Raw genomic sequence first — 22,678 nt, forward strand, 5'->3', positions numbered from 1 at the left:
CCATCGTCCCCTCGGAAGGGATCGACGTGTTCACCAGAATCCGAGTCACCGCCGCCGCGCTGGCGATCGCCGGTGCGCTGCTGGCCGCCGTGGCACCCGCCGCTGCCACGCAGGCCGCCCCGGCCACCGGCCGCCAGGTCATCCAGCTCTCCGCCGCCGAGGCCGCCAGTGTCTTCAAGATCGCCCCGGGCAAACCTGCGACGCGCGTCAACCCGGCCGCCGTGGAGTACTGCTTCACGCACGCGCCGTTCGACACCGTCTTCTACATCCCGACGAACACGGACCTGTTCCGGCAGACCACCGTGACGAAGCCCTGTTACGACCGGCCGCGGCTCGTCCTGACCCGGCTGACCGCGGATCCCACCATCGAGACGCTCCAGCTCAACAGCAACGTCAGCTTCGGTCCCGGGTTCGCCGTCGATGCCACCGACAACTTCGGGAACTTCCCGGCCAGGACGTACGTCGCCATCAGCACCCAGCCGTTCACCTACTGCCCGCCGGACGGGACGCCCTGCCTGGGCGCCAACTTCAACGTGGTGGCCTACGTCTACGGCAACGGCCTGGTCGACGCGGACTACTACTTCACCTGAGCGGATCTCGCGGGGCCACCGGAGACGGTGGTCCCGCCTGCGGCTAAGGTCTGCGGCCATGCGCCGATTGCTGTCGATAGCCGTCACCGTGGGAGTGGCCGCGGGTGCGCTCGCCACGGGCCCGCTGATGAACGCGGACGCGGCCGTCGCCGGCGACCCGATCGCGAGCACGAACGGGCTGTTCGTCGATCCGGCGTCGCCGTCCGCACGCTGGGTCGCCGCTAACCCGGCGCACCCGGACGCGGCGTCGATCCGGTCGAAGATCTCCACCGCGCCGATGGCCCGCTGGTTCACCGGCACCAGCGACGCGCAGATCGGCCCGGCCGTCGCCGCCTACACCGGCACCGCGGTCGACGCGGGTGACCGGCTGCCGGTGCTGGTGGCGTACAACCTGCCCGGCCGGGACGCGTGCGGCGGCGAGTCGTCCGGCGGCGCGGCGAACGCCTCGGCCTACCAGGCGTGGATCTCGACGTTCGCCGCGGCGATCGGTGACCGGCCGGCCATCGTGGTCATCGAGCCGGACTCGCTCGGCGACTTCGAGTGCATGTCCGCGGCGCAGATCGCGGAGCGGAACTCGCTGCTCACCTTCGCCGGCCGGATGTTCGCCGAGAAGGCGCCGAACTCCTGGGCCTACCTCGACGCGGCGAACCCGAAGTGGGTCTCCCCCACGATCATGGCGCAGCGTCTGCAGGCGGCCGGGATCGCGAAGGTCCGCGGCTTCGCGGTGAACGTCTCCAACTACGTCGACACCGCGTGGGCCACGCAGTATGCCGGTCAGATCCGGGACCGGCTCGGCACCACCACGCCCTACGTGATCGACACCAGCCGGAACGGCAACGGCCACAACGGTGAGTGGTGCAACCCGGCCGGCCGTCGCCTCGGCGCGCGCTCGCTCGGCAATCCCGCCGCCCTACAGCTCTGGATCAAGAACCCGGGCAACTCCGACGGTACGTGCGGAATCGCCCCGAACACGCCGGCCGGCACGTTCGACCCGGCCATCGCGGTCCGCCTGATCGCCGGCACCTGAGGCGCTGTCGACGACCCGAGATCGAGGCGTCATTCATGTCGCTCCAACGACATGAATGACGCCTCGATCTCGTCAGTGGGTCAGTCCATCGCCAGCGCGGCGGTCGGGCTGACCCGGGAGGCGCGGCGGGCGGGGAGGACGCCCGACACCGCGGTGAGCAGTCCGAGGACCAGGATCACCAGCGCGAGCTGACCCCAGGGCAGCGCGAGCGGCGCGTCCAGGCCGCCGGCGGAGAGCATCAGCCACGCGAACGGGATCGCCAGTGCGAGCCCGAGCAGCGCGCCGACCACGCCGTAGAGCGAGGCCTCCAGCAGCAGCGTCGCCCGCAGCCGTGCCCGGCTCATCCCGACCGCGCGCAGCAGTCCGGCCTCGCGCAGGCGCTCCACGACGGACAGCGCGGTGGTGGTGCCCACCCCGACCACCGCGACCGCCACCGTCATGCCGACCAGGCCGAGCGCGGCCGCGGTGATCAGCATCAGCTGCTCGGCGAGGTCGTCGCGCGCGTCCGCGAGCACGGTCACGCCGCCGCCCGGCACCAGCGCCTGCGCGGCCCGGACCGCGGCGGTGCGATCACCGGCCGCGTCGGCCAGCACCACGGTCGGCTCCACCGGCGTGCCGAGCGCGGTCAGGTCGGCCCGGTCGAGCAGCAGCATCGTGTCCATCGGCAGCCCGCCGACCGTCGCGACCACGGTCACGGTCACGCTCCGGCCGTTCCGGCTCACGGTGATCCGCTCGCCGTGACCGGCATCGAGGAAGCCCGCCGACCAATCCGACATGATGGCCTTCCCCGGCCCGGCGTCGTCCAGCGAGCCCCGGCTGACCCGGATGTCGTCGCTGGTCGGCAGCGACGCCAGCGGCAGGTCGGCCACGTTGAACGCCGACGACCCGGACTCCACCTCGGTCACCCGGAACGGCAGCACGCCGGTCAGCTCCGGCGCGGCCTCGAGCGCGCCGGCCGGGATCTGCTCCCCCGCAGGCGCCGCGATCTGCAGGTCCGCGGGTGCGCTCAGTGCCAGCTCCTGATTCATGGTGATCCGCGTGGTGGACACCGCGATCAGCGCGGCCGCGGTCAGCGTGACCGCGAGCGCGACCACCACGCTGACCGACGCGGCCCGTTTCGGCGCGCCGCCGACCCCGCCGACCGCGAGCCGCCCGGCCGGGCCGAACGCGCGCAGCGGCAGGCCCACCAGCCACAGCACCGGGCGCAGGATCGTCGGGCCGAGCACGATCAGGGAGAAGAACGCCAGCGTGCCGGACGCGACGGTCGCGGTCATCGACAGCTCCGGGCTGCCGCTGTCCGGCACGTCCGCCTCGGGCAGGCCGGCGATCGCCAGGCCGAGCAGCAGCAGCGCCAGCACCGACAGCACCAGGCCGAACGCCCAGCGGCCCCGGCCGAGCGCGCTCTGCGCACCGGTGACGGACGCGCTGCGCAGCGCCTCCAGCGGCGAGACCCGGCTCGCGTTCGCGGCCGGCGACAGCACCGCGATCGTCGCGACCAGTGTCGTGCCGAGGACCACCGCCAGCGCGGGTACGACCGGCAGGCCCGGCGACGCGATCCCGGCATCGAGGAACACCCGCGCCGCCGGTCCGGCCGCCAGACCGAGCAGGTAGGCGATCAGCACGCCGGTGACGCCCGCGACCAGGCCGGTGAGCGCCCCCTCGGCCGCGAGCGCGCGGGTCAGCGCGCCACGACCGGCACCGATCGCGCGCATCAGCGCGAGCTGCCGCATGCGCTGCGCGAAGACGATCCGGAACGTGGCCGTGGCGACCAGCGCGGCGGCCGCGGCCGCGATCGCGACGAACAGGCCGATCAGGTAGAACAGCTCGCCCATCGAGTCGGCCGCGTCCCGCGCCTCCCGGTCGCGCAGTTCCGCGCCGAGCACGACGTCCGGCGTGACCAGTGTGGACGACTGCTGCCCGCCGGCCGTAGCGGTCCCGCCGCCGCCCTGGTCCGGCACCTGCGGCAGCGTGCGCCGCAACGTCTCCGCGACCGCCGCCGGGTCGGTGCCGGGCGCGAGGTGCGCCTCGATCCGGCTGGAGACGACCGGCGCGCCGTCCGCGGTGAGCATCGCGTTCACCAGGTCACTCGTGGTGTAGGCGCTGCCGGCGAAGCCCTCACCGCCCGCGGGCCGCACGATGCCGGTGACGGTGAGCGAGCGGCTCGGCGACTCGGAGTCGGGACGGATCTGCACCGTCCCTCCGACGACCAGGCCCATCCGCTCGGCCGTGCGGGGCGTGACCGCGATCTGGCCCGGCGCGGACGGATAGGCGCCCTCGGTCAGCGTGACCTCGGCCAGCGGGCCGCTCCCCGGGTCGCCGAAGACCTGCAACCAGGTGCCGGAGACCGCGGGTACGTCATAGAAGGCCTGGTTGCGCGCCGTGGCCTGCTCGACGCCGGGCGTCCGCCGCACCACGTCCAGCGCCGCCGCCGACGTACCGGTCCCGTCACCGACCACGATGTCGGCGGCCGCGGACGTACCGCTGAACGTGTCCAGAATGGTCTGGGTCATGATTCGCTGGGCGAGCACGGTGCCGAAGACGACGGTGGCCGCGACGATCAGGGCGAGGCCGGTGAGGAGCAGCCGGGCTGGGCGGCGGGCCAGGCCGGCGAGTTGGGTGCGCAGTACGGTCATCGGGCACCGGCCAGGTGGTGGAGTGCGTCGGTGACGGATTCGCGGGTGGGGCGCATGATCTCGCCGGAGATGCGGCCGTCGGCGAGCATGACGACGCGGTCGGCGTAGGAGGCGGCGATCGGGTCGTGGGTGACCATGACGACGGTCTGGCCGTATTCGCGGACCGCGTCGCGTAGGAACGACAACACCTCGGCGCCGGTACGGGAGTCGAGGTTGCCGGTCGGTTCGTCGGCGAAGACGGCTTCGGGGCGGGAGACGAGGGCGCGGGCGAGGGCGACGCGTTGTTGCTGTCCGCCGGAGAGTTCGCTGGGGCGGTGCTTGAGGCGGTCGCGCAGGCCGAGGACGTCGGCGAGCCGGCCGAACAGGGCCGGGTCGGGTGTGGTGCCGGACAGGTCGAGCGGGAGTGTGATGTTCTGTGCCGCGGTCAGTTGCGGGAGGAGGTTGAACGCCTGGAAGACGAACCCGATCCGTTCGCGGCGGACCTTGGTGAGGACTTTGTCGGACTGGCGGGTCAGGTCCACGTCGCCGAGCATGACCGCGCCGCTGGTAGCGCGGTCCAGGCCGGCCAGGCAGTGCATCAGCGTCGACTTCCCGGAACCCGACGGGCCCATGATCGCGGTGAACTCGGCGCGGGGGAAACCCACCGTCACACCGTCCAGCGCACGCACGGCGGTGTCACCACGGCCGTAGACCTTCACCAGGTCCTGAGCCTGACAGGCGAGCGTCATCGTCGACTTCCCTTCGATGGTTGGCGCTTCCAGCGCTTTCTCGGGCGCTGTGAAGGCCGGTGGCGCTTCGATGGCTCGGAAGCCCGGGAAGCATCGCGGAACCGGCGGGTGCGCGCATCACACCAGGGGGCCATGAATCAGCCGGCGTGGCTCCGCCGAAAGTCGGAGCGCGGAACCGTCCGTACCCTCGTGGTGGTCTCTCGGTTGTGCTCGGCCCGCTCCTGCCGGGCCGGCGTCATACCCGGGTATGACTACCGGAGCGCCATGACGTCGCCGAAGCCTGCCGATACTCTGCGCGAATGCCCGCAACGCCCGCATCTCGGCGCCGGCTCGCGCCGCTGCGCGACCTCGGTCGTCTGCTGGCCGGCGCCGACTTCCCCACCGCGGCACCCGCACCGGGCACGGTCCTGGCCCGCCTCCGGCCGTTGCTGACCCCGCTGGGCGTGCCGGCCATCGCCGTGCTGACCGTCGTCGGCGTGGCCGAACTGCAGTCCAGCCGGGGCATGCTGGGTGCGGCCGAGGCGACGCTACTGTCCCTGGCCGGCACGGCACCGCTGCTGTTCGTCCTCTGGCGCCCGCTGATCGCCTGGCGGTTCGCCTACACCGGTGCGTTCGTCAGCACGCTCTGGCTCGACCGCTCGACGGACACGTGGCCGTGGAGCACGGTGCACATGCTGGTCACCGTGCTGGTCCTCGGCGTCGCCGCGGCCCGGACCAGCGCCGGGATCACCGCGTGGATCGCCGTGCTCGCCGCGCTCCCCTGCTACCTCTACACACCCGGCGGCGACGGCCTCCAACTCTGGCCGGCGCTGGCCGGCGTCCTGATCGTCGGCGATCAGGTGCGCCGCCGCACGCGCGCCGAACGGATACTGGAGGTGCAGGAGGAGATCACCGATCTGGCCCGGGCCCAGCACGCGGTCCTGGAGGAACGCGCCCGGATCGCGCGCGAGATGCATGACGTGGTCGCCCACCACATGTCCATGATCGCGGTCCGTGCCGAGACCGCGCCGTACCGGATCGCCGACGTGTCCACGCCGTCGAAGGAGGAGTTCGCCGCGATCGCGGACGCCGCCCGCGACACCCTCACCGACATGCGCCGCCTGCTCGGCGTCCTCCGCACCAACCGGGACGGCCCGCACCTCGCGCCCCAGCCCACCCTGGCCGGCCTGCCCGCACTGATCGGCACCGCCGCCGACGCCGGCCTGCCGGTCACGATGGAGCTTTCCGAGGTGGATCCGCCTCCGCCGGAACCGGTAGCGCTGGCCGCGTACCGCATCGTCCAGGAGGCCGTCGCCAACGCCGGCCGGCACGCCCCCGGCGCGCCGGTGCGGGTCCGGGTGCGCGCCGCCGACGGCAACCTGCTCGTCACGGTGATCAACGATCCCTCACCGGGTCTGCCGCCGGCTCCCGGGCCCGCCGGGCACGGACTGCTGGGCATGCGGGAACGCGCGCAGGCCCTCGGCGGCACCTTCACCGCCGCGCCCACCGACGGCGGATTCACCGTCTCGGCGGTGCTGCCCTACGGTTCCCCGGCCCCTCGACCGGAGGTGTAGCGGCTCCGGGGCGCGGCCCGCACCGAAACGGCCGAGGCACGGCGGCTTCGAGGAGGCCCGGGTCGCGTCGCACTTCCGCGGAACGGCCCCGGGTTACGTCGCACTTCCGCGGAGCCGCCCCGGGCTACGTCGCACTTCCGCGGAGCCGCCCCCGGCCGCGAACCGGGACCTCCGTTTACGGACCGACGAACTAACGCGGTGCAGCACTAGGGAGTTCCCTAGGACTCGCGGGGAAATCGCGCCCCGCGCCCGGCCGACCGTGGAGCCCGGCCCGGGAGGCGGTGGAGCCGGCCGGAAAGCCGACTCCGAGCAGGTGGAACGAGTGCCACGCCGGGCTGGGGCTCGTCACGGGCAAATCGGTATATTCCAGACCTGCCGTGATCGCCGGACAAGCATTATGCGATCTTCAATGATCGAGACGATCGGTGGTCGACGTCCGTCCAAGGAAGACACCAGAGGAGACGATCGGCTAGTCTGATGGCACGTCCGGTCACCATGCCACGGTGATCGGACAGGTCAGCAGCGCATTCACCACTGGCAATCTGGGGTGTTTCAGGTGACACGGGGTGCACATTATCGTGAAACACACGCGACATGCTTGCCGGTCAATCTGAGTGTCGCTTGCATGCGCACTACGCGTAGCGCACAGGTGTAAAGCTTCTGCCGTACGAGAGCCATCGGGCTCGTTCCGTACGCTTCGGACCATGGCGGTCCGACCGACCGGAATGCTTCATAAAAAAACCTTCTTCCCGGGGCAACGGTACGCCGTGCCCAGTCCACCATGCCGGCAGTACATGAAGGCGAGTGGAACCACCATAAATAGGTGCGCCATGGGTTGACATATTGCGACATTGATCGTCACGAGGGATGGAGACCAGGCTGTGAGCTTTAAACTGTCGCTATCCGAACTGGATGCTCGCATCATCGAGAGCATCGCCGCCGGCGAACGGACCGTACACATCGCGAACAAGGTGTACCTGAGCCGCCAGGGCGTCGAATACCACGTCAGTAAACTGCTGCAGAACCTGCGCGTCCCCAATCGGCCCGCTCTCATCGCCAAGGTCTATTCTCTTGGAATCCTCACCGTCGGCACCTGGCCGCCGGAGGTCCGCCGCGAAACGTTCGAATGAGCCGCACCGCGGCCGTCCGTCCAGCTGTTCGTATCACCTGAGAACCTACATTCATGGGTAAGGGACGATTCGAGGCCACATGGAACAGAGGAAATCAGAGCCGGCCGACCTCCCGATGGTGGTGGCGATCTGCGCCTTCCACGTCGAGAACGTGCGCAAGCACCTGCACCACAATCTGGCCCAGTTGTCCGGCGACGAGTACTTCGTCCAACTGGACCGGCCGGTCACCCCGGCGGCGGAGGAGGTCGCGGCCGAGGTCGGCGCGGCCGGTGGGACGATGCACGTGCTCGGCGCCACCGGCGGCCTGTCCGCGTCGCGCAATCTCATGCTGGCCCGCTGGCCGCATCACCACGTGATGTTCGTCGACGACGACGTGCGGCTCGACGCCAAGGCCGTCACCGCAGTCCGGGAGAGCCTGCACGCGGGGGCGCACGTCGTCGGCGCCCGCCTCGCCCGCCCGCCGCTCCCCCTGCCGTGGTACGTGACGTCTGGCCAGTTCCATCTGCTCGGCTGGCACCGGGACGACCGCGACATCAAGATCTGGGGCGCCTGCATGGCCGTGGACACCGCGTTCGCGCACGCCAACGGTCTCTCGTTCGACATGGCGCTGAGCCGCACCGGCGGCAATCTCCAGTCCGGCGAGGACACCACCTTCATCAAGATGATGAAGGACGCGGGAGCCCGGGAGCAGCTGTTGCCGGACTACTCCGTGACGCATGACGTGGACCCCGCCCGGCTGACCCTGCGCTACCTGCTGCGGCGGGCGTACTGGCAGGGCCGGTGCGAGGCCGGGCGGGACCAGGCGCGGGCCGGTCTGCGCAAGGAGTGGGACCGCCACCGGAGCGCGCCGGAGTCCCGCCTGCGCCTGCCGCTCGCCTGCCTCTACGGCTCGGTGACCGGCTGGGGCGTGCTGCACGGCCTACTGCTGCGGGGCTGGGCGCGGTACCGCCGCTCAGCGGCGCCGGCCGGCTGAGGCCGGCACCGCCGTCACCGGCCGGCCCGCTCGTCGAGCAGGTGGCGCCAGCACTCGCGCACGCCGTCGGTCAGCCCGATCTGGGCCTTCCAGCCCAGCGTGGCGTGGGCCAGCGAGGAGTCCAGCCAGATCCCGCGCCGGTCGAACTGGCGGCCGCCCTCGCGCACCACCTCGATCCGCCGGTCGACCACCGTGGACACGATGCCGAGCAGGTCGTTGAGCGAGGTCGGCGCGCCGGAGCCCACGTTGAGCACGGCCGGGATGCCGTCCAGGCCGGTGTCGGCGGTGCGGCGGTGCAGGGTGGTGAGGATGCCGGCGACGTCGTCCACGTGCACGTAGTCGCGCACCACGTCCGGATCGCCGAAGACCCTGATCGGCTGTCGGCTGGCCGCGGCGTCCAGCCAGTGCGACAGCACGCCGTACCCGTGGGCGGGCCGCTGGCCTGGCCCGTAGACGTTGCTGAGCCGCAGGATCACCGGGCGGACGTGCCCGGCGTGGGCCAACAGCTCCCGTTCCAGCCGGAGTTTGGCCCGGCCGTACGCCGACGTGGGCCGGGTCAGTGCCGACTCCGCGTACGGCGGCCAGACGTCCGGTGAGTAGACCGTGCCGCCCGAGCTGGCCAGGACGAACACCGGGGACCTGCCGGACCGCCGGAGAACCTCCAGCACGTCGATGAGCAGCTTCCGCTCGGCGGCGATCTGCTCCGGGTGCCGCTCCGCGAGTGCCGGGCTCAGCCGCGCCGCGAGGAACAGGACTATCTCGGCGTCGCACAGGCCGGGAGCCGCCCGCCCGCCGACCACCGGCGGATGCGCCTGGTTGAACCGGGCGACCGGATGCCCCGAGCTGGTCAGCTCGGCGACGAGCCGGGAGCCGATGAACCCGGTGGCGCCGATCACCGCCGCCGCGCACTGCCGCACCCGCACCGTGGTCACGACGCCTCGGCACGGGTGATCGGGAGCGGGCCGGCCGCCGGCCGGCGGCTCAGGGCGGCGAGCGCGGGGACCGTGCGCAGCCGCGCGTCGCCGCCGGCCGGTGGCGCGGTCCGGGCGGCCCGGAGTGACGTGTACGCCCGCTCCAGGTCGGGGTGCACCCCAGGCGGCGTCCGGTAGCCTGGGTCGGCGAGGACGAACGCGACCGGGCAGCCGAGCGCGCGCGCCGGCACCACGTCGTGGTCCACCCGGTTGCCGACGACCAGCAGGTCGGCCGGGTGGACGCCGAGGTGGTCCAGGGCCAGTCGCAGCAGCGCCGGGTCGGGTTTGGCGACGCCGGTCAGCGAGTCCAGGAAGACCGCGGCACAGGCCTCGGTCAGTCCCCAGGCGTCCAGCACCCGCATGCACTCCGGCGGCTGGTTGGCCACGATCACCACCGGCACCGCCCGGGCCAGCTCGGTCGCGGCCCGGACCGCGCCCGGCATCTCCTGGGCGAGCTCGGTCCAGGCCAGCCGGACCCGTGCCCAGGCGTCCGCGCCGGCTGGCGAGTGCAGCAGCGTCCGGCCGGCGGGATCGCCCGCCGGCTCGCGGTAGAAGCGCTCCGCCTGCTCGATGAAGACGGACCGGGTGATCGCCCGATCGGCGGAATGGAGCAGGTCGTACGTCGCCTGCAGCCAGGCCAGCTCGAATGGCTCGTCGTAGTAGATCACCCCGCCGACATCCAGCGCCACGGCGCCGTATTCGGTCATGGCCAATCACTCCCGTGTCGTCGGCGATATCCGGGCGATCCTCGCACGGTGAGTGATGGGCGATCGAGCCTTTCACCGAGCATCCGGCATCTCGCCAGTCATCACTAGGTTTTTCCCTATTCTCGCTCGTCGACTCGCGTTCGCACGGTGGCCGGTCGCGTATCGTCTCGCACAAAGTCGCCATTCCGGGAGGCAAGCGAATGCGCAGTGAAACCCTGGACTTCGAGATCGACGAGCACCAGATCGAGGCCTATCGGAGAGATGGCTTCCTCACTCTTCCGCGGCTCGCCGACGACCCGGAAGTCGCCTGGCTGCGCGGCGTCTACGACAAGTTGTTCGCGGATTACGCGGTTCCCGAGACCGGCGACTACCGGGACATCGCGGGCCGCGACGACGCCGGCGAGCCGGCCAAGCTCCCACAGATCATCAAGCCGGAGAAATACGCTCCTGAATTGCTGGACAGTGCGCACTTCGCGCGATGCCGTGCGATCGCCTCCACATTCCTGGACATTCCCGCGGACGAGCTCGACTTCTACGGGCACGCGATTCTCAAGCCGCCGCGGTACGGAGCACCGACGCCATGGCACCAGGACGAGGCGTACATGGACCCGAAGTGGAAGTGGCGCGGGCTGAGCATCTGGACGCCGCTGGACGGCGCCACCGTGGAGAGCGGGTGCCTGCAGTACATCCCGGGCGGCCACCTGAACCCCGTGCTGCCGCACCACCACATCGACCACGACGACCGGATCGAAGGGCTGATGACGGACGAGGTCGACGACTCGGCGGCGGTCGCCTGCCCGCTGGCGGCCGGTGAGGCGGTCATCCACGACTTCCGGGCGCCGCACTACGCCGGCCCGAACCAGACCGATCAACCGCGCCGGGCGTACGTGCTGGTCTTCATGGGGCGGCCGGCCGAGGTCGCCGATCCGGAGCCGCGCCCCTGGCTGAAGACGGCCTGATCGTCCCGCGGGGCCGCCGGCCGCCGGTGGCCCCGCACCGGGCCCCGAGGTCACGGCTCGCCGCGCACCGGCTCCCGGGCCTCGATCCACTTGTAGACCTTGGTGATCCCCTCGCCCAGCGTGGTGCGGGCGGTCCAGCCCAGTTCCCGGCCGGCCCGGGTCACGTCGAGCGCGGAGTGCTGGAGCTCGCCGAGGCGAGCGGCCTCGAACACCGGCTGGACGGTCTGGCCCGCCGTCCGCCCGATGGCCTCCAGCAGCTCCAATATCGTGGTGGAGACGCCGGTGCCGACGTTCCAGACGCCCGCGCCGCCGTGGTCGGCCGCGAGCAGGAACGCGTCCACGACGTCGCCGACGTAGACGTAGTCGCGGGTCTGCTTGCCGTCGCCGAACACGGTGGGCCGCCGCCCCGCCAGGACGGCACCGCAGAAGATCGAGACCACCCCGGCCTCGCCGGCCGGATCCTGACGGGGACCGTAGACGTTGCCCAGCCGCAGGACCGCGTGCGCCGTGCCGTAGAGCCGGTTGTAGAGGCCGAGGTACTGCTCCGCGCAGTACTTGGCGGCACCGTACGGCGCCGCCGGCTCGGGCCGGGCGTTCTCCGGGGACGGCACCGCGTCGATGGCGCCGTACAGGGCACCGCCGGTGGAGGCGAAGACCACCCGGGCGCCGACGGCCCGCGCCGCCTCCAACACGCTGACCGTGCCGAGGATGTTCACCCCGGTGTCCCCGGCGACGTCCGCGACCGAGATCCGGACGTCGGCCTGCGCGGCGAGGTGACAGATCAGGTCCGGGCGGACCCGGCGGGCCAGCGCGGCCAGCGCGGCAGCCTCCATGATCGACTCCCGGCACAGGCCGGCGCCGGCGGCCAGCCGGCCGTCCCGCCCGGTGGAGAGGTCGTCCACCACCGTCACGGTGTCGCCGCGGGCCAGCAGCGCGTCGACCAGGTGTGAGCCGATGAAACCGGCGCCGCCCGTCACGAGGACCCGCATGCCGGCCCCTTCGCCACCAGGTCATCGAGCACGCCGAGGACCGCGCCGGGCAGCGACATGCCGGCGATCTCCGCCGCGAGTGTGGCGGCCGCCTCGGCGTACGACGCCTCGGTGAGCAGCGACTTGCCGGCGCTGGCCAGCAGCTCCGGGTCGGCCTCACCGGGCCGCAGTGTGATCGCGGTCCCCAGGACGGCGAGGTTCTGCGCCCAGCCGATGAACCGGCTCTCCTGCGGCACGATCAGCTGCGGCACACCGGCGTGCAGCGCGGTCAGCGCCGTCATCGTGCCGGAATGGTGCACGATCAGGTCGCAGGTGGGCATGATCAGGTCCAGCGGGACCCAGCCGGCGTGCAGCACGCCGGGCTCGTCGCGCAGCGCGGCGCCGACGTCCTCCGGGGCGGCGATGACCAGGTCGACGTCGAGCGCGGCGAACGTGCGGGCCAGGCCGCTCAGGAACGCGAAGTTGTGCGTCCGGGTCACCAGGCTGCCGGCCGTGACGAGGACGCGACGGCGCGCGCCGCGGGTGAGCATCCACGGTTCCGCCGCGCCCTGCTGGTTCGTCGGGATCCACTGCATCGGGCACACCGGCTGGCCGGGCGTCACCGCGTCGATCCGGGTGCTCGCCGGAAAGATGTCGATCGCCAGATCGAAGCCGGGGACCCGGTCGAGGCCGAGGCCGGCCAGCTCGGGCCGCAGCTCCTCGTCCACCCCGGGATGCGTACCCTCGCGGTCGATGGTGTTGCCGGTGAGCAGGTGACGCACGCAGGGCACGCCGAACTCCGCGGCGAGCAGCGGCGCGGCGTAGGCATGGGGGCCGCCGACGATCAGATCCGGGCGCCAGCCCGTCGCCAGGTCCCGCAGCGCGGGCAGGCCGGCGGCGGTGAGCCGCCCGAACATGTGGCCGACGAACGTGCTCAGTTCCGCCTCGTCCGCCGGGATCCGCAGGGACTCGCCGTCCCGGCCCACCGTCATCAGGTGGGTGAACGACAACGGTGTCATCGGGAAGGCCGGCAGGCCGATGCCGAGCGCGGTCGGCACGACCTCCGCGGTGGAGGCCATGACGACGCGATGGCCACCGGTGCGGGCGGCGATCGCGAGTGGTGCCAGCCCGAATAGGCTGGACTTCGTCGGCCCTGCGATAAACAGAATCTTCACGAGAACCTCCGTGCCGTGTCGGCCGAATGTATATCGATCCGAGTCGACGACACAGGCGTGATCACGCTTCCTTAGACGTACCCGGGTCTAGGATCGTCCGCTGTGGCCGGAGAGAAGCGGGACGGCCGGGCGGCGCGGGACACGGTGCCGGACCGGGTGGCGATCGGCGTGCTGGTCACGCGGTTCCCGCCGGCCCTGGTGGATGGGGCGATCGACGCCGCGGGCGCGCGGGAGCGGCGGAGACGGGCGCTGCCCGCACGGCTCACCGCGTACCTCACCATGGCGATGTGGCTGTGGCGCGACCACGGCTACGAGGACGTGCTGCTCCGGCTGGCCGACGGGCTGCGCTGGTCGGGCGCGGAACCGGACACCACGGACGCGGCGGGGTCCGGATCGATCGCCAAGGCCCGGGCGCGGCTGGGCAGCGAGCCGCTGCGGCTGCTCCTCGCCGCGACCGCCGACCCGGCCACCGGGCCGCGAACGCCGGGCTCCCGGTGGCACGGGCTGCGGCTGACCGCCGTCGACGGCGCCACGGTCGAGGTGCCCGGCAGCCCGGCCAACCGGGCCGGGTTCGGTGCCCCGCCGGCCGGTGCCGGACCGGCCGCGAACCCACGGGTTCGGCTGTTGGCGCACGCGGACTGCGGCACCGGAGCCCTGCTGAACGCCGATTTCGACGGTGACCGGACCGGGCCGGCCGAGCTCGCGGACCGGCTGCTCGGCTCGTTCGGCCCGGGCATGCTCGTCCTCGCGGGCCCGGACGTCCTGTCCTGGCGGCTGTGGCGCGCCGCCGCCGCCACCGGGGCCGAGCTGGCGTGGCACACCGGTGACGCGATCGTCCCGCCGGTCGGCGAGAGGCTGCCCGACGGCAGCTACCTGTCGGTTCTGCGTCCGCCGCGGCCCGGGGACGGCGAGCCGGTCACCGTGCGCGTGATCGAGCGGGAACCGGTCCGACTGGTCACCACGCTGCTCGACGCGCGGGTCCGGCCGGCCACGGAGTTCGCGGCGTTCCAGCACGGCCGCTGGCGTGCGGAGCGGGTACTCGACGCGGTGCGGTCCGGGCCGCGCGGCACCGCCGTGCTGGCCCGCTCGCAGAGCCCTGACGGCGTCCGGCAGGAGATCTGGGCGCTGCTCTGCCTCTATCAGGCGCTGGTCCCGCTCACGACGCAGCCTTAAGGAAGCGATACTCGGTTCGGACCAGAAAGGGTCGCGAATAAAGCTCGAGTGATACGCCTAGACTTCCCCGCCACGTCCACTGTGCGGCGTTACGCTGGCCGGCACACACCCATTTACGGTCCACTGTGTGTCGATGCCGTTCCCGAATGCCCGGCCGCGCAATGGCGGCTTCGGTAACGCGTACGTGACGTGGACCGGAATAGCGCGAACGGAAGCGGGCGATGGCTAAAGAAACGGCGCACTCGCCGGTGGCGGGCGACCTGCGGGCACCGATCACACCGGCGGGCCACACCATGCTCGGCCTGCTGACCGGCGTCCTTCCGCAGGTCCGGTCGGGGGCCGGGGACAACGACCGGGACAGCACGTTCCCGGTGGAGGTGTTCGAGCAGTTCGCCAAGCTCGGCCTGATGGGCGCGACCGTGCCCGCCGAGCTCGGCGGCCTCGGCGTCGACCGGCTGTACGACGTGGCCGTGGCCCTGATGCGACTGGCCGAGGCGGACGCCTCGACCGCCCTGGCCCTGCACGTCCAGCTCAGCCGCGGGCTCACGCTGACCTACGAGTGGCGGCACGGCACCCCGCCGGTGCGGGCGCTGGCCGAGCGGCTGCTGCGCGCCATGGCGACCGGGGAGGCCGCGGTCTGCGGTGGCCTGAAGGACGCGCCGGGCGTCGTCACCGAGCTGACCGCGGACGGCGCCGGCGGCTGGCTGCTCAACGGCCGCAAGATCCTGGTCAGCATGGCGCCGATCGGTACCCACTTCTTCGTGCACGCCCAGCGCCGGGCGGCCGACGGCACCGTGCTGCTGGCCGTTCCGGTGGTGCACCGCGACACACCGGGGCTGAGCGTGGCCGAGCACTGGGACGGTCTCGGCATGCGGGCGTCCGGCACGCTCGACGTCAGCTTCCACGACTGCCCGGTCGCCGCCGACGACGTCCTGGAGCGCGGTCCGGCCGGTACGCGCCGCGACGCCGTCCTCGCCGGGCAGACCGTCAGCTCGATCACCATGCTCGGCATCTACGCGGGTGTCGCGCAGGCCGCGCGGGACATCGCCGTGGAGATGTGCGCGCGCCGCCGGTCGGAGCCGCCGGCCGGGGTCCGCACGCTCGTGGCCGGCATCGACACCCGGCTCTACACGCTCCGCGCCGCCGCGGGAACCGCGCTGATCAACGCGGACACGCTCTCCGCCGACCTCAGCGGCGACCTCGACGAGCGTGGGCGCGGGATGATGACCCCGTTCCAGTACGCCAAGATGACCGTCAACCAGCTGGCCCCGGCGATCGTCGACGACTGCCTGTCGCTGGCCGGAGGGCAGGCGTACGCCGGGCAGCACCCGCTGGCACGCCTCTACCGCGACGTCCGGGCCGGCGGCTTCATGCAGCCGTACGGCTATGTGGACGGTGTCGAGTACCTGAGCGGTCAGGCGCTGGGTGCCGACCGGGACAACGACTACATGAGCGTGCGCGCGCTCCGCTCCCGGACCCCGGCATGAGAAGGGCGAACATGACCATCCGAGTGTGGGACTACCTGCCGGAGTACGAGAAGGAGCGCACCGACCTGCTCGACGCGGTGGAGACGGTCTTCGAGTCCGGCAACCTGGTGCTCGGGCGCAGCGTGCGGGGCTTCGAGAACGAGTTCGCCGGCTACCACGGGGTGCCGCACTGCGTCACGGTGGACAACGGGACGAACGCGATCAAGCTCGCGCTGCAGGCGCTCGGCGTGGGGCCCGGCGACGAGGTGGTCACGGTCGCCAACACGGCGGCACCGACGGTCCTCGCGATCGACGCGGTCGGCGCCACCCCGGTCTTCGTCGACGTCCGCGCGGACGACTACCTGATGGACACCGCCCGGGTGGCCGACGCGATCACGCCGGCGACCAGGGCGCTGCTCCCGGTCCACCTGTACGGGCAGTGCGTGGAGATGGCGCCGCTGGAACGGCTGGCGCGCGAGCACGGGCTGCTGGTGCTGGAGGACTGCGCGCAGTCGCACGGCGCCCGGCACCGGGGACGGCTCGCCGGGACGATGGGTGACGCGTCCGCATTCTCCTTCTACCCCACCAAGGTGCTCGGCGCGTACGGCGACGGCGGCGCGGTGCTCACCCGCGGCGAGGCCGTGGACCGGGAGCTGCGCCGGCTGCGCTACTACGGTATGGAGGACGTCTACTACGTCGTGCAGACGCCCGGCCACAACAGCCGGCTGGACGAGGTGCAGGCGGAGATCCTCCGGCGCAAGCTGGGCCGGCTCGACGAGTACATCGCCGGGCGCCGCGCGGTGGCCGAGCGCTACGCCGCGGGGCTGGCCGACGTGGCCGCCGCGACCGGGCTGGTCCTGCCCGCGCTCGCCGACGGCAACGACCACGTCTACTACCTCTACGTCGTCCGCCACCCGCGGCGGGACACCATCTTGGCCCAGCTGAGCCGGCGCGGGATCACGCTCAACATCAGCTATCCGTGGCCGGTGCACACCATGACCGGCTTCTCGAAGCTCGGCTACGCCGCCGGGTCGCTGCCGGTCACCGAGCGGCTGGCCGGCGAGATCTTCTCTCTGCCGATGTACCCGTCGCTGCCGGTCGACGTGCAGGACACGGTGATCGGCGCGTTGCGCGACGTACTGACGGCACTCTGAGCCACCGCACTGGAGGAGACCACCGATGACCAACCCAGTACGGCCACGGGGCACCTGCCGGATCTGCGGCGGCGCCGTCGTACAGTTCCTCGACCTCGGCCGGCAGCCACTGTCCGACCGTTTCCGGACCGGGTCGGAGACCGAGCCGGAGTACTTCTTCGACCTCGCGGTCGGCGCCTGCGAGTCGTGCACCATGGTGCAGCTGATGCACGAGGTGCCACGGGAGCGGATGTTCCACGAGGACTATCCGTACTACTCGTCCGGCTCCGCGGTCATGCAGAAGCACTTCGCGGACACCGCGCGGCGGCTGCTGGAGACGGAGGCCACCGGCCCGGACCCGTTCGTGGTCGAGATCGGCTGCAACGACGGGGTGATGCTGCGGACCGTGCAGGAGGCCGGCGTCCGGCACCTGGGCTTCGAACCGTCGGGCAAGGTCGCGGCGGCCGCGCGCGCGGCGGGCCTGCGGGTGCGCGGCGACTTCTTCGAGGAGTCCACCGCGCGGGCGGTCCGGGACGGCGACGGCCCGGCCGACGTGATCTACGCGGCGAACACCATCTGCCACATCCCCTACCTGCACTCGATCCTGCGGGGCGTGGACGCGCTGCTGGCGCCGGACGGCGTCTTCGTCTTCGAGGACCCGTACCTGGGCGACATCCTGGCGAAGACGTCGTTCGACCAGATCTACGACGAGCACTTCTTCCTCTTCTCCGCGCGTTCGGTACGGGCGATGGCCGCGTCGTCCGGCTTCGAGCTGGTCGACGTGGAGCGGCTGCCCGTACACGGCGGCGAGGTGCGGTACACGCTGGCCCGCGCGGGTGTGCGCCGCCCGGCGGACCGGGTCGCCGCGCTGATCGCGGAGGAGGACGCGGCCGGGGTCACCACGCTCGCCCGGCTGGACCGGTTCGCCACCGAGGTCGGCCGGATCCGCGACGACCTGCGGGCGCTGCTCGAACGGCTGCGGGCCGAGGGACGGCGGGTGGCCGGGTACGGCGCGACCGCGAAGAGCGCGACCGTGACGAACCTCTGCGGCATCGGCCCGGACCTGGTCTCCTGCGTGTACGACACGACGCCGGCCAAGCAGGGTCGCCTGACCCCCGGTACGCACATCCCGGTGCGGCCGGCGGACGAGTTCGCGGACGCCGAGGTGGACTACGCGCTGCTCTTCGCCTGGAACCACGCCGACGAGATCATGGCCAAGGAGCAGGCGTTCCGTCAGGCCGGCGGGGCATGGATCCAGTACGTTCCGCACGTGCACGTGCGGAAGTGAGCGCGCCCATGCACACCGTAGCGGAGCTGGCCGTCGAAGGATCGTATGTCTTCACCCCGCCCGTCTTCCCGGACGCTCGGGGGGTCTTCCTCTCTCCGTACCTGGACTCGACCTTCATCGAGACGCTCGGGTATCCCCTGTTCCCGGTGGCGCAGACCAGTTACAGCGTCTCCCGCCGGGGCGTCGTCCGCGGACTGCACTACACCGCGACGCCGCCCGGGACGGCGAAGTTCGTCTCCTGCCCGCACGGCCGGGTGCTCGACCTGGTGCTGGACGTCCGGGTCGGCTCGCCCACCTTCGGGCGCTGGGACAGCGTGGTGCTCGACTCCCGCGACTTCAGATCGGTGTACCTGCCGACCGGGGTGGCGCACATGTTCGTGGCACTGGAGGACGACACGGTGATGTCGTACATCCTCTCCACGGAGTACGTGTTCGAGAACGAGCGGGCGCTCGCCCCGCTCGACCCCGCGCTCGGCCTGCCCGTCCCGGCGGACATCATGCCAATCCTGTCCGAGCGGGACCGGACCGCGGTCACCTTCGCGGAGGCCCGGGCGTCCGGCCTACTCCCCCGGTACGAGACCTGCGCCGAGATCGAGGCCGGCTTCTGCCCGGCCAAGCGCCCGCACGGTGCGGCGTAGCCCTTCGCCGAGGCTCACCCGGGGACGCCAGCCGGTCACGGCGGTGAAGGCGGACGCGTCGACCACCATGCTGTGGAAGTCGCTCGGCCGGGCGGCGGCCGGTGGCGGGACGGAGACGACCGGCACCGGCGGACGCCCGGTCTCCGCGGCGACCAGCGTGGCGATCGTCCGGAACAGGTCGCCGACCGGTTCGCCGTGCCGGTCACCGAGCGGCCAGTGCCGGCCGGCGAGCGCGTCCGCGTGGCCGAGCGCGGCGACGAACGCGGCCGCCACGTCGTCCACGTGCAGCAGCTCCCGCCGTACGGTGCCGTCGTGCCACATGGTCAGCGGGTCACCGGCGAACGCGCGGCGGATCATGGTCGACACGACGCCGCGGTCGGCGCCGCCGCCCGGCCGGGCCGCCCCGAAGACGGTGGGCAGGCGCAGCGTGACGCCGCGCACCGTACCGTCGGCGGTGGCCCGTTCGAGCAGCGTCTCGGCGGCCAGTTTCTGGCGGTCGTACGCGGTCTCCGGGTGGTCCGGCTCGGTACCGTCGACCGGTAGCCGGCCGGCCCGGCCCACCTGCGACGCCGAGCCGGCGAAGACGATCACCGGCGCGCCGCTCCGGCACCGCGCCGCGGCGTCGACCAGGTCGCGGACCACGCCCACGATCACCCGCTCGGCCGCGCCGCCGCCGTCCGCGCCGCGCCACCCGGAGGTGTCGAGCACCAGGTTGATCACGGCGTGCGCACCGTCCACCGCGTCCGCGACCGCGCCGGCCGCGGTGAGATCCGCGGTGACCGCCTCGAACGTGGCGACCCCGGCGGCCGGGACCGAGGTGGGCCGGCGGGAGACCGCGCGGACCGTGACCGGGCGGTCGGCCAGCGCGGACAGCACGGCGGAACCCACGAACCCGGCGGCGCCCAGCACCGTGACCAGTGGCCGGCCCGTCATCGCCCGGAGGCCCCGGACCGGTAGAGCGCCTGCCAGTAGAAGCTCCACGGTACGGTCCTCGCGTCGGCGAGCAGCGTCCAGCCGGGAGCGGGACGGTAGGCGTCGAGGAACGGGCGGGACTGCGCCGCCACGGCGCGGTTGTCGTGGATGTCCACGATGTCGCGCAGCAGCCCGGTCCGCAGCGCCAGCTCGACCACCTCGTCGCCCTGGGAGTGCCCGTCCAGGCTCTTGTCCAGGTACTTGCCGACCGGGTTGTTGACGTAGAGGTGGTCGGCGTGGCCGTCGATCAGATCCAGGTAGGCGCGCACGGTCCCGGGCGTCATCTCCGCGAACGAGTCGATGTTGACGGCCAGGTCGAAGCGGAGCGCGCGCAGCGCCCCGCCGTCCTCCGCCTCCGTCACGCCGTGGAAGTGCACCCGGTCGAGCTGCTCCGCGGTCAGCACCGCGGCGAGGTAGCGGCGGGCCAGGTCGAGCGAGTTCTCCAGGTCGACGATGTGGTACGCGGCGACGTCGTGATTGGACAGCATCGCGTGGCAGGTCCGGCCGTAGCCGGCACCGATCTCCAGGACGCGGGCACCGGTGAGCTCCAGCCGGCTCTCGATGAACTCCAGCTCCAGCACGGCCTGCAGGTAGTCCAGGCAGACCGGCTCACCGTCGTAGGTGATCGAGAACGGGTCGCCGACGTCGCGGTGGGCGATCCGGCGCAGGCGGGCCCAGTTCGCCGGGCTGAGACCGGCGGCGAGGTTGAAGACCAGCGTCTTCAGGTAGCGCACGCCGTTGACCCGGGGGTCCCAGAGCGCCAGCTTGAAGTTGACGTCGCCGGACTTGAAGCCGGCCAGCTCGGCGACGGCCTCCTTGGTGACCTGAGTGTCGTTGTAACGCTCCCAGAGCGGGCTGCGGCCGTACCTCTGGCTCATCTGCTCCCCTGCCGGCTCGACGTCGATCGATGGTCACCGTACCGGCCGGATGGTTAGCGCTTCGCCTAGATTCCGGCCGCGCCGCTGGTGGCGGCCGCGGACCGGAGAGCTGTGGGGAAAACACCAGTCCGCTGTCGCGGGCGGCTCGATAGTGTCGCTGTCAGGTGCGACACGGCGCGATTCCCCGTGCTTCCGGCAGGTTCGCCGGTGCGGGGCCGTGGCCGATCACCCTGCACGGCGAGGCGAGTCCGAGACGCCGGCAGCGCGGGATGCCGTACCGCCAGACCTACGCCGAGAGGACGGGCGCAGCCGATGACCAGGTCGTGCAGGACCCCGCCGCGCGGGTCGAGCGGTTCCGACGGACGGCTTCGTACGGGTCGGACCGGTACGCGACACGGACGTGATCGACCGGCTCCGGGCCGGTGCCGCGCGGCGATCCGTCTCGAGCCCTGACCCGTCCCCAACTGGAGGAGACAGCATGCCGACGCTCACCGCACGCATCCGTGGCGCGCACCCGTGGAGGGCCGCATGACGGACCCGATCGTCCGGCGCCTGATCGCCGCGGCCGGCGCGCCCGACGCCGGCGCGCTGCTCATGGCCGAGGAGCCGGACGCCGTCGTGGCCACGGCCCTCGCCGAGGTCGCCGGCCGTACGATCCTCCACCCGGGCCCGGAGATGCCGGTGACCGTCCTGTTCGAGGTCGGCGTTCCGGCCGGCGGGCAGGTGCCGTACCTGCTGACGGTCGGCCCGGACGGCCCCCGGGCCCGGGCCGGCCGGATCGACGACCCGTGGGTGCACGTCCGCTACGACCTGACGGCGCTCGTCCGGGACGTGTTCGGGCCGACCGGGCCGTGGACCGGCAGCGGCCGCGACGTGACCATGAAGGACGAGCCCGGCCCGGTGGAGTACAAGCCGGACGACCCGTGGATGGTGCAGCGGGACGAGGCCACCCGGGCGGCGCACCAGGTGCTCGCGGCCTGCGGGCCGTACCGTGGCGATCTGACCGCACTGGCGCTGCGGTTCGGCTCGGACAAGTGGGGCGGGCACTGGTACACACCGCACTACGAACGGCATCTGGGCGACTTCCGGGACCAGCCGGTCACCGTGCTGGAGATCGGCATCGGCGGTTACCACGAGCCGGACGCCGGCGGGGCCTCGCTGCGCATGTGGAAGCACTACTTCGGCCGCGGCCTGGTGTACGGGCTCGACGTCTACGACAAGTCGGTGCTGGACGAGCCGCGGCTCACCACGGTCCGCGGTGACCAGGCCGACCCGGACTTCCTGGACGACCTGGCCCGGCGGTACGGCCCGTTCGACATCGTGATCGACGACGGCAGCCACGTCAGCAGCCACGTGATCACCGCGTTCCACGCACTCTTCCCGCACGTCCGCCCGGGCGGCATGTACGTCGTCGAGGACCTGCACACCTCGTACTGGCCGGAGTGGGGCGGGAACGGCACCGACCTAGCCGACCCGGCCACGTCGGTCGGTTTCCTGAAGACGCTCGTCGACGGCCTGCACCACCGCGACCGGATCCACGAGCACACCTACCACCCGTCCTACGCGGACCGGCACGTGACGGGGCTGCATCTCTACCACAATCTCGCGTTCGTCGAGAAGGGCCGCAACACGGAGCAGGCGAACGCCGTGTGGCGTCCGCGGCACGATCCAATGGCCGACCTGCCGGCACCGCACCGCGTCACGGAGGAGTGAGGG

At 72.2% G+C, this 22,678-nt stretch carries 20 protein-coding genes; 12 read left to right on the plus strand and 8 right to left on the minus strand.

Going from position 1 to position 22,678, the window contains the following annotated elements:
- The first annotated feature begins 26 nt into the window (after positions 1 to 26).
- Together J2S43_RS26380 and J2S43_RS26385 are read left to right on the plus strand one after the other, a co-directional pair.
- Entirely contained in the window at positions 27 to 590 is a 564-nt protein-coding gene (locus J2S43_RS26380; protein ID WP_306833662.1) for a hypothetical protein, read from the plus strand.
- Between the two features lie 58 nt (positions 591 to 648).
- Positions 649 to 1,617 (plus strand): glycoside hydrolase family 6 protein, encoded by a 969-nt coding sequence (locus J2S43_RS26385; RefSeq protein ID WP_306833664.1) that lies wholly within the window; start codon positions 649 to 651, stop codon positions 1,615 to 1,617.
- A gap of 80 nt (positions 1,618 to 1,697) precedes the next feature.
- Here the strand turns inward: J2S43_RS26385 and J2S43_RS26390 are convergent, their stop codons facing one another.
- On the minus strand, positions 1,698 to 4,250 hold the full coding sequence (locus tag J2S43_RS26390) for an FtsX-like permease family protein (RefSeq protein WP_306833666.1): 2,553 nt from the start codon (positions 4,248 to 4,250) through the stop codon (positions 1,698 to 1,700).
- On the minus strand, positions 4,247 to 4,978 hold the full coding sequence (locus J2S43_RS26395; RefSeq protein WP_306833668.1) for an ABC transporter ATP-binding protein: 732 nt from the start codon (positions 4,976 to 4,978) through the stop codon (positions 4,247 to 4,249). Before J2S43_RS26395 ends, J2S43_RS26390 begins: the two co-directional genes overlap by 4 nt.
- 299 nt (positions 4,979 to 5,277) lie before the next feature.
- Between J2S43_RS26395 and J2S43_RS26400 the strand changes: the two genes are divergently transcribed.
- The 3 genes from J2S43_RS26400 to J2S43_RS26410 all read left to right on the plus strand — a co-directional run bounded on the left by J2S43_RS26400 (position 5,278) and on the right by J2S43_RS26410 (position 8,634).
- Positions 5,278 to 6,531 carry a sensor histidine kinase gene (locus J2S43_RS26400; RefSeq protein ID WP_306833671.1) on the plus strand — a complete coding sequence of 418 codons (1,254 nt, stop codon included), beginning with the start codon at positions 5,278 to 5,280 and terminating at the stop codon, positions 6,529 to 6,531.
- An 881-nt stretch (positions 6,532 to 7,412) separates the two neighbouring features.
- The gene (locus J2S43_RS26405; RefSeq protein ID WP_306833673.1) at positions 7,413 to 7,661 is read left to right on the plus strand and encodes a LuxR C-terminal-related transcriptional regulator; all 249 of its coding nucleotides are present in this window, start codon (positions 7,413 to 7,415) and stop codon (positions 7,659 to 7,661) included.
- 79 nt (positions 7,662 to 7,740) lie between these two features.
- Positions 7,741 to 8,634: a glycosyl hydrolase gene (locus tag J2S43_RS26410; protein WP_306833675.1), complete on the plus strand. Its 894-nt coding sequence runs from the start codon at positions 7,741 to 7,743 to the stop codon at positions 8,632 to 8,634.
- Positions 8,635 to 8,648: 14 nt separating this feature from the next.
- Here J2S43_RS26410 and J2S43_RS26415 read toward each other — a convergent pair whose 3' ends face one another.
- Both J2S43_RS26415 and J2S43_RS26420 read right to left on the minus strand, forming a co-directional pair.
- Positions 8,649 to 9,566 (minus strand): NAD-dependent epimerase/dehydratase family protein, encoded by a 918-nt coding sequence (locus J2S43_RS26415; protein ID WP_306833677.1) that lies wholly within the window; start codon positions 9,564 to 9,566, stop codon positions 8,649 to 8,651.
- Complete coding sequence (locus J2S43_RS26420; protein WP_306833679.1) at positions 9,563 to 10,312, minus strand: HAD family hydrolase; 750 nt, start codon at positions 10,310 to 10,312, stop codon at positions 9,563 to 9,565. The genes J2S43_RS26415 and J2S43_RS26420 overlap by 4 nt, the downstream gene beginning before the upstream one ends.
- Positions 10,313 to 10,512: 200 nt before the next feature.
- On the opposite strand from J2S43_RS26420, the gene J2S43_RS26425 reads away from it, so the two are divergent.
- A complete protein-coding gene (locus J2S43_RS26425) occupies positions 10,513 to 11,271 on the plus strand; it encodes a phytanoyl-CoA dioxygenase family protein (RefSeq protein ID WP_306833681.1) in 759 nt (252 codons plus the stop codon).
- Positions 11,272 to 11,321: 50 nt separating this feature from the next.
- On the opposite strand, the gene J2S43_RS26430 is transcribed toward J2S43_RS26425, so the two are convergent.
- The gene (locus tag J2S43_RS26430; RefSeq protein ID WP_306833683.1) at positions 11,322 to 12,260 is read right to left on the minus strand and encodes an NAD-dependent epimerase/dehydratase family protein; all 939 of its coding nucleotides are present in this window, start codon (positions 12,258 to 12,260) and stop codon (positions 11,322 to 11,324) included.
- Positions 12,245 to 13,414: a nucleotide disphospho-sugar-binding domain-containing protein gene (locus J2S43_RS26435; RefSeq protein WP_306833685.1), complete on the minus strand. Its 1,170-nt coding sequence runs from the start codon at positions 13,412 to 13,414 to the stop codon at positions 12,245 to 12,247. Before J2S43_RS26435 ends, J2S43_RS26430 begins: the two co-directional genes overlap by 16 nt.
- Before the next feature lie 102 nt (positions 13,415 to 13,516).
- Between J2S43_RS26435 and J2S43_RS26440 the strand changes: the two genes are divergently transcribed.
- The 5 genes from J2S43_RS26440 (at position 13,517) to J2S43_RS26460 (ending at position 19,112) form a co-directional block, all read left to right on the plus strand.
- Positions 13,517 to 14,587: a transposase domain-containing protein gene (locus J2S43_RS26440; RefSeq protein WP_306833687.1), complete on the plus strand. Its 1,071-nt coding sequence runs from the start codon at positions 13,517 to 13,519 to the stop codon at positions 14,585 to 14,587.
- 221 nt (positions 14,588 to 14,808) lie between these two features.
- Positions 14,809 to 16,074, plus strand: coding sequence for an L-evernosamine nitrososynthase (gene evdC, locus J2S43_RS26445; protein ID WP_306833689.1), 1,266 nt, complete (start codon positions 14,809 to 14,811; stop codon positions 16,072 to 16,074).
- An 11-nt stretch (positions 16,075 to 16,085) separates the two neighbouring features.
- Positions 16,086 to 17,207 (plus strand): DegT/DnrJ/EryC1/StrS family aminotransferase, encoded by a 1,122-nt coding sequence (locus J2S43_RS26450; RefSeq protein ID WP_306833690.1) that lies wholly within the window; start codon positions 16,086 to 16,088, stop codon positions 17,205 to 17,207.
- Positions 17,208 to 17,232: 25 nt separating this feature from the next.
- Complete coding sequence (locus J2S43_RS26455) at positions 17,233 to 18,474, plus strand: class I SAM-dependent methyltransferase (RefSeq protein WP_306833692.1); 1,242 nt, start codon at positions 17,233 to 17,235, stop codon at positions 18,472 to 18,474.
- A gap of 8 nt (positions 18,475 to 18,482) precedes the next feature.
- Complete coding sequence (locus tag J2S43_RS26460) at positions 18,483 to 19,112, plus strand: dTDP-4-dehydrorhamnose 3,5-epimerase family protein (protein ID WP_306833694.1); 630 nt, start codon at positions 18,483 to 18,485, stop codon at positions 19,110 to 19,112.
- Here the strand turns inward: J2S43_RS26460 and J2S43_RS26465 are convergent.
- Positions 19,035 to 20,045, minus strand: a complete 1,011-nt coding sequence (locus tag J2S43_RS26465; protein WP_306833696.1) for an NAD-dependent epimerase/dehydratase — start codon at positions 20,043 to 20,045, stop codon at positions 19,035 to 19,037. The two genes, J2S43_RS26460 and J2S43_RS26465, sit on opposite strands and share 78 nt — an antisense overlap.
- On the minus strand, positions 20,042 to 20,962 hold the full coding sequence (locus J2S43_RS26470; protein ID WP_306833697.1) for a putative sugar O-methyltransferase: 921 nt from the start codon (positions 20,960 to 20,962) through the stop codon (positions 20,042 to 20,044). The genes J2S43_RS26465 and J2S43_RS26470 overlap by 4 nt, the downstream gene beginning before the upstream one ends.
- Before the next feature lie 528 nt (positions 20,963 to 21,490).
- On the opposite strand from J2S43_RS26470, the gene J2S43_RS26475 reads away from it, so the two are divergent.
- A complete protein-coding gene (locus J2S43_RS26475; protein WP_306833699.1) occupies positions 21,491 to 22,675 on the plus strand; it encodes a class I SAM-dependent methyltransferase in 1,185 nt (394 codons plus the stop codon).
- Positions 22,676 to 22,678 lie beyond the last annotated feature (3 nt).

The organism is Catenuloplanes nepalensis, assembly GCF_030811575.1.
Classification (GTDB): Bacteria; Actinomycetota; Actinomycetes; order Mycobacteriales; family Micromonosporaceae; genus Catenuloplanes; species Catenuloplanes nepalensis.